This window comes from Microbulbifer epialgicus, assembly GCF_041447265.1.
Lineage (GTDB): Bacteria > Pseudomonadota > Gammaproteobacteria > Pseudomonadales > Cellvibrionaceae > Microbulbifer > Microbulbifer epialgicus.
On sequence record NZ_JBGMEK010000139.1, the window covers coordinates 1 to 5947 of the forward strand.

6 protein-coding genes are annotated in these 5947 nt (G+C 40.6%); all 6 read left to right on the forward strand.

Features of this window, described 5'->3' with window-relative positions; genetic code table 11:
* Positions 1–1164 precede the first annotated feature (1164 nt).
* The 6 genes from ACCI49_RS23145 (at position 1165) to ACCI49_RS23170 (ending at position 5727) form a co-directional block, all read left to right on the forward strand.
* The gene (locus ACCI49_RS23145; RefSeq protein ID WP_371841604.1) at positions 1165–1584 is read left to right on the forward strand and encodes a DoxX family protein; all 420 of its coding nucleotides are present in this window, start codon (positions 1165–1167) and stop codon (positions 1582–1584) included.
* Positions 1585–1683: 99 nt separating this feature from the next.
* Positions 1684–2121 (forward strand): protein-tyrosine phosphatase family protein, encoded by a 438-nt coding sequence (locus ACCI49_RS23150; protein WP_371841605.1) that lies wholly within the window; start codon positions 1684–1686, stop codon positions 2119–2121.
* 91 nt (positions 2122–2212) lie between these two features.
* The gene (locus tag ACCI49_RS23155; RefSeq protein WP_371841606.1) at positions 2213–2971 is read left to right on the forward strand and encodes a class I SAM-dependent methyltransferase; all 759 of its coding nucleotides are present in this window, start codon (positions 2213–2215) and stop codon (positions 2969–2971) included.
* Between the two features lie 115 nt (positions 2972–3086).
* Positions 3087–3440 (forward strand): DUF1428 domain-containing protein, encoded by a 354-nt coding sequence (locus tag ACCI49_RS23160; RefSeq protein ID WP_371841607.1) that lies wholly within the window; start codon positions 3087–3089, stop codon positions 3438–3440.
* Positions 3441–3523: 83 nt separating this feature from the next.
* Positions 3524–3919, forward strand: a complete 396-nt coding sequence (locus ACCI49_RS23165) for a DUF1801 domain-containing protein (protein ID WP_371841609.1) — start codon at positions 3524–3526, stop codon at positions 3917–3919.
* A 1001-nt stretch (positions 3920–4920) separates the two neighbouring features.
* The gene (locus ACCI49_RS23170; RefSeq protein ID WP_371841611.1) at positions 4921–5727 is read left to right on the forward strand and encodes a zinc metalloprotease; all 807 of its coding nucleotides are present in this window, start codon (positions 4921–4923) and stop codon (positions 5725–5727) included.
* Positions 5728–5947 lie beyond the last annotated feature (220 nt).

Genomic DNA, 5947 nt, shown 5'->3' on the forward strand with positions numbered 1-5947 from the left:
GGTTCCTGGCTTGTTTGTGTGGAAGCTAACCAGCCTACAGCCAGCTGGCCTCCTTCGCTACCGCCAAGTGTGTCGGTTATTGTGGGAATCTAGGTCTTACTTCTTATTATTACTGTCATTGATATTCGCAATGGGACAACCGTAACCTTCCTTCATGGACTTGCCGCTGCTTATATTGGGTTCTCAGTGATCTTTGGCCACGACTTGATACGCTGGGCTGATGTGCGTTTCGCCTATTACTTTGCTCATGGGTCTGGACCTACTAACCCTGACTGGGGTTGGGCCAACTTAAGATATGAATTGATTTCATTTGTAAAGGCGGTAGCGGCCTGTGTTATTACCCTCGTGCTTATACGTACTATGATTTGGATGGTGGGTGACATGAATAAAGCTAAAGCACTTTACATGTGGGATAACATAATGAAAGTGTTGGTGTTCTTTTTGCTCATGCTTGGGCCGGGCTGGAGCCTGTTATTTCGCTTTTATAGAAAGCCTAGCCAGCATAACTCTTAAGTTGCTGCATATTCTGCAAGCTGTTCGAACACATAATATAGTGCCCCTCTTCAATCAAACTCCCTTTCTGTTCAGTTAGCCGATGAAACATTCCTCCCAGATTCGGGTCTAACCTGTCCAAATAGCACCTGTCTCCGGTACTTTGGTAAAAAACGATATGATGCTGACGCTCCTACCAAGTGTGAATTAAACATATTCGTTATGCCGCATAGATTCTCCTTGTAAAGTGCTTGACGGTTCATGCATCAAGTATTGTGAGACATCATGAACTGTCAAATTATACATGCCTTCCTGTTTGAGCTGAGGGCGCCCATTTTCATTAGGCGCGAAAAATTCTGCTGTTTCTTATAAGGTTTAGCCGTCAGGTATTGTGATTGATGATGTATTTGTTAACATGGATTATAAGTTTGTCCTTGGTTCTGTTTTTAAACTTGGACACCAATACCAAAAGCAGTAAATTTCTATTATTTAAAGAGAGGCGTTAGATTCTGGCTGAATTAATCCATATGATTTTCACTGTATCTATTCAATGTCGACCAATCTATTGAAGAAATCCTAACCTAGAGAAATGCAATGATAACCCCAATAATAATATTCTCTCTATTGTGGAGCCCATTAATTATTGCCTACTTTTACTCTAAAGTAACCCGGATGCCGCTAGATGTTGGGAAATATGCATCTTGGGGGCTTGGCTTGGCATTTATCTTCTTTTCTATAGGCCACTTTGTAAAAACTGAAGGTATGGTTGAGATGTTGCCGACTTGGATCCCGTATCGGTTGGAAATAGTCCTTCTAACTGGTGTGTTGGAGCTGCTTGTCGGTATATCACTTTTTTTATCCAAGCATCAAAAAGGTGCGGCCAAATTTGCTATTATCATACTCATTACTTTCTTCCCGGCAAATATTTATTCGGCCATAAACGGTATTGGTTTAGGTGGTCACCAGTGGGGTCCAATTTATTTGCTAATCCGCACACCGCTACAAATTATCTTGATTGCATGGGCATATGTTCTTTGTATCAAAAGTTATAAAAAAGTCCTGAATTGGCAGGATAAGTCTATTGGGGCATGATGAAGTATCTATTATGCTGTAGTTTAATGGAGGGAAAGAGTTTTATGATTCCGGATATCTACCTGATACATACAATAAGTATGTGGAAGATTGTACGTGATGCCTAAGCCATTGGCCGACTGGTTGGAATATGATGTCCGCCACTTTGTCTCGTTAGATGTAAATGTGGTTGTGTCTCTTCTAGAAGTACCTGAAGAATATGAGCTCGGGTTAAGTGCTGAGGAAGAAGTCCTAGCCAAGCATGGAATCAACTTTATTCGTCATGGTGTTCGTGACCGGGGGCTTCCAGAGCCCAAGATGTCCGATCTTTTGATTGATCAGCTTTATAGATTATTGGTGTCTGGTGAAAACATAGCCGTTCATTGTCGTGCCGGTATTGGTCGTACAGGCATGGTAGCCTCGTGTCTTTTAGTTAAAGACCGTCTTTCATCGCAAACAGCAATTGACAAGGTAACAGCAGCAAGGGGTGTGTCAGTTCCAGATACACAAGAACAGTATGATTTTATATGTGATTACGAGCTAAGACTTCCCTCATAAGAAATTGTCATATTTTGTATCAGTGCATACAGGCTACAAGTGTTTCCACCAGCTAACTATGGTTAACAAGCTGTAATATATGGGGGTAAGGGTGCACCATCATAGGCTATTTAATGACAAGTCCGAAATATACGAAAAAGCTAGACCAACCTACCCAGCTGAGTTATTTAATCTCCTATCCAATTTGACCCCTTCAAACGAACTTGAATGGGACTGTGCTTGTGGGAACGGACAGGCTACCATTGGGTTGATTGATAAGTTTGACAGCATATATGCCACCGACATTAGCGAGGAGCAGATAAAAAATTCCAAGATGCACCCTAAAATTAACTATAAAGTAGCGCCGTCTGAAAAGTGTGAGTTACCTAACGAAAGCTGTGATCTTATATGTGTGGCTCAGGCATTACACTGGTTTGACTATGATACTTTTTGGCCAGAGGCATTGAGAGTGCTGAAACCGGGAGGTATATTTTCAGCTTGGGGCTACAACTGGCCAGTTTTAGGTGGCGATTTGGGAACTAAATTTAATAAGTTCATATTGGATGTGGTGGAACCCTATTGGGCATCTCAGAACAAAATTATCTGGAATCATTTTAGGGAAATCAATTTTCCCTTCGAACCCATAACATTTTCAAAGCCACCAATGGAGGTTAGCTGGAACTTGGTTGAGTTTCTTGATTTCATATATACATTCTCAGCTACACGCAGATGTATAGAAGATGTCGGCGACGACTTCTTTAAACTTGCTTGCAGTGAGATAAGTAAGGTTTGGGAGGCTCCAGAGAAAAGGAAAAGCATAGCTTTTGATTTTGTGCTATATATTGGGCGCAAAGAAACACAGATCGAGTGATATAAGCGCCTGTCGTTAAATTTCTTAGCTAAAGATTTATCAACCTAAATCAGCAGTATTATTTGAAATGAGTGATGAGTTTTCCATCCAAGATCAATTTCTGGAGGTTTATTAAATGTCTTACGCAGATGGTTTTGTGGCAGCTGTACCTACGGCAAATAAAGACGACTATATCAAGCATGCAAAGATTGCTGCAGAAGTATTTAAAGAGCAGGGTGCCTTAAAGATTGTAGAAAGCTGGGGAGATGATGTGCCAGACGGGAAAGTGACATCATTTCCTATGGCTGTAAAATGTGCTGAGAATGAAACAGTTGTATTCTCCTGGGTCATTTGGCCCTCAAAAGAGATTCGAGATTCAGGGTGGCAAGCCCTAATGGATGATCCAAGAATGAACTCAAAGCAAAATCCTATGCCGTTTGATGGCAAGCGGCTTATTTATGGCGGCTTTAATATTATTCTTGAAGAGTAAGCTTTATACATAAGGCAATATCAAAAGCCACCCTATTGAGTCATCGAGTAAACGGGACTGGCACTTAGTTATTAGGTTATGTTATGAAGCATACTACAACTGAAGAATATAATGCGGCCCAGAATGAGGGAGAAAGGCCTATTTGTGATAAATTGATGTATGAAATTAACCGAGGATTACCGGAGGCAGAAAACAAGATCTGGCACGGACACCCTGTTTGGTTCTTAGATGGAAATCCAACAGTAGGATATAGCAAGCTAAAGGATTGCATTAGGTTGATGTTTTGGAGTGGAGCTGACTTTGAGGAGCCGGATCTGAAGCCAGGGACAGGTAAGTTCAAGGATGCCTCGGCTCGTTATACCGAGGTTGAGCAAATAAATGTAAAAGACCTGAAACGATGGCTAAGAAAGTCTACAAAGATCCAGTGGGATTACAAGAACATTTATAAGAGAAAAGGAAAGTTAGTGCGACTTGTCTAAGTGTAAGAATGCAAAGTTTACTAAAAATTTCTATTTAAACAATCAGTTTTTTGAGTTTTGATTGATAAATAATATGATTCGACTAGAAATATTGCCATGCTTATTCTAGTGTCTGGGGGGTAGATTATTTAAGGTTAGACTATAAGGATATCGGCTATACAAAAATAAGGGAGTTTATAATGGCTTTCCACTGAGGATCATGACGGGTCGTGGCATTTCAGGTGGGTTTACTAAAAAGAGGGAAGGAAAAAATACACTGCGCTCGGGACCGTATGAGGCATGGATGCCGATTACGAGCTTACAGGGATGTATTCACAGCGAGTCTCGAGTGCAATGTATTCTTTCCTTCTGACCCGGTAGTAAGTTATCCCTATTTTTATAATTGACGAGATCCTGTTTTTACTACTGGTGACTGGGATTATATAATGTAAGCTTCGCTTAAGTATTAAATCCTAGCTTTGGGAATATAGTGGCAGAATAAGGTTGAACAAATAGACTGTGTCTAAATAGCTTTTAGGAGGCTCGAGGATCTCGTTGGATTTTATTTTCTAGTGGTATGGGTATATGCAGTCTCATTGGGTGTCAGCCAGTCTTTTCTTGAGTGTCCTCATAAATCGGGTCCATGTCGGGGGGCAATACTCTTGTATTCTAATATGGGAAAATGAGTAAAATTGTTGCTTCAGGTTTCTTTAGGTGGTTGGCTATAGTTTTTTTCAGCAATTGGCGTTAACTTGATCAGTTTCCCGACTTGGAGTAAAAGAGCAAACGGAAAGGCAGCTATAGCACATACCTGCACAACATTTTGGTTTGATCTTTTACTGATTGGTTAAATTGCAACGGATTAAGGTGGAAGTATTAGTCTAAAAAGGCACGGATTTGATGTTGCTCAATCATTGTCATCATTAATCTGCTATATAGATTCTCTCAACTTTTTAACGTGCTTTTTAAAGCTGAGTTCTTGCGTCTTGTGGCGTCACTTTAGTGGAGCTAGGTAGGTTATTATGTCATCAATAGATAAAAGCTACTCAAAGGAAAGTATTAAGCTAAAGCTCAAGTCAAAAAAAGAATGTGACTCTTGTGCTGAGCCGGTGGCTCATAAATATGGAAACAATAAAATTTGTGTCACTGATAAGGTCGGATTTCCTACTTTAGGCAATAAATCCCCGTTGGATCTGGTATTGCATAGCGGAGAAGGGTACATCCCGTTGTGGGAGAAGGGCACTACTCTGAGGTGGAAGTTTGATGAAGGCTCTTTAAAGTATTTTAAGAATACAGATGAGATAAAGCAGTATATTCGAGTTCTGCTTGGAGAGGCATTGTTGAAGTGGGGAGATGCTTCCCCGGTAAGGTTCAACGAGAACCCAAATGTATGGGATTTTAAAATTAGAGTAGAGCCAGTAGAGAATTGTAGCGTAGCTGGTTGTACATTAGCACGTGCTTTTTTTCCAAATCCAGGGCGCAATGAGTTAGTGCTTTTTCCTACAATGTTTGAGCAAAGCCGAAAGGAGCAGGTTGATACCATAATCCATGAACTGGGTCATATATTTGGGCTTAGGCACTTCTTTGCCGATGTCAAAGAGAAGGCCTGGCCGAGTGTGATTTATGGTGAGCATAAGCCTTTCTCAATTATGAACTATGAAGAAAAGAGTGAGCTAACAAAAGAGGATAAGGTTGATTTAAAAATTCTATATGACCTGGCATGGTCTGGGGAGCTTGTAGAGATTGATGGTGCACAAATCAAGTTTGTCAAGCCATACCATGAAACTATCCTTCTTGAGCCAGTTATTTTTGAGAGTTCATTTAGATAAATATTTTTAGTTTCTAACGACTAAGGCGGCTTACCTTGGAAGGCATAGGAGCTCCTATAAAGCCACGCTTTTGTTGTAAACCATTCTGATAAACAGAGGCAAGGCAGAGGAAAAGAATACCCCCTCATTTGGAACCATGTGAGGCATGAGCACTGAAGGTAGTGTTCAGAATTCTGTGTCATTTCTTTACCATTAACAAAAAAGAGATGACCCATGACCA

Excerpts from the sequence above, each read along its gene's own strand:
- ACCI49_RS23145 (WP_371841604.1), top strand. The coding sequence starts at position 1,165 with ATGCCGCTAGATGTTGGGAAATATGCATCTTGGGGGCTTGGCTTGGCA.
- ACCI49_RS23150 (WP_371841605.1), top strand. The coding sequence starts at position 1,684 with ATGCCTAAGCCATTGGCCGACTGGTTGGAATATGATGTCCGCCACTTT.
- ACCI49_RS23160 (WP_371841607.1), top strand. The coding sequence starts at position 3,087 with ATGTCTTACGCAGATGGTTTTGTGGCAGCTGTACCTACGGCAAATAAA.
- ACCI49_RS23165 (WP_371841609.1), top strand. The coding sequence starts at position 3,524 with ATGAAGCATACTACAACTGAAGAATATAATGCGGCCCAGAATGAGGGA.
- ACCI49_RS23170 (WP_371841611.1), top strand. The coding sequence starts at position 4,921 with ATGTCATCAATAGATAAAAGCTACTCAAAGGAAAGTATTAAGCTAAAG.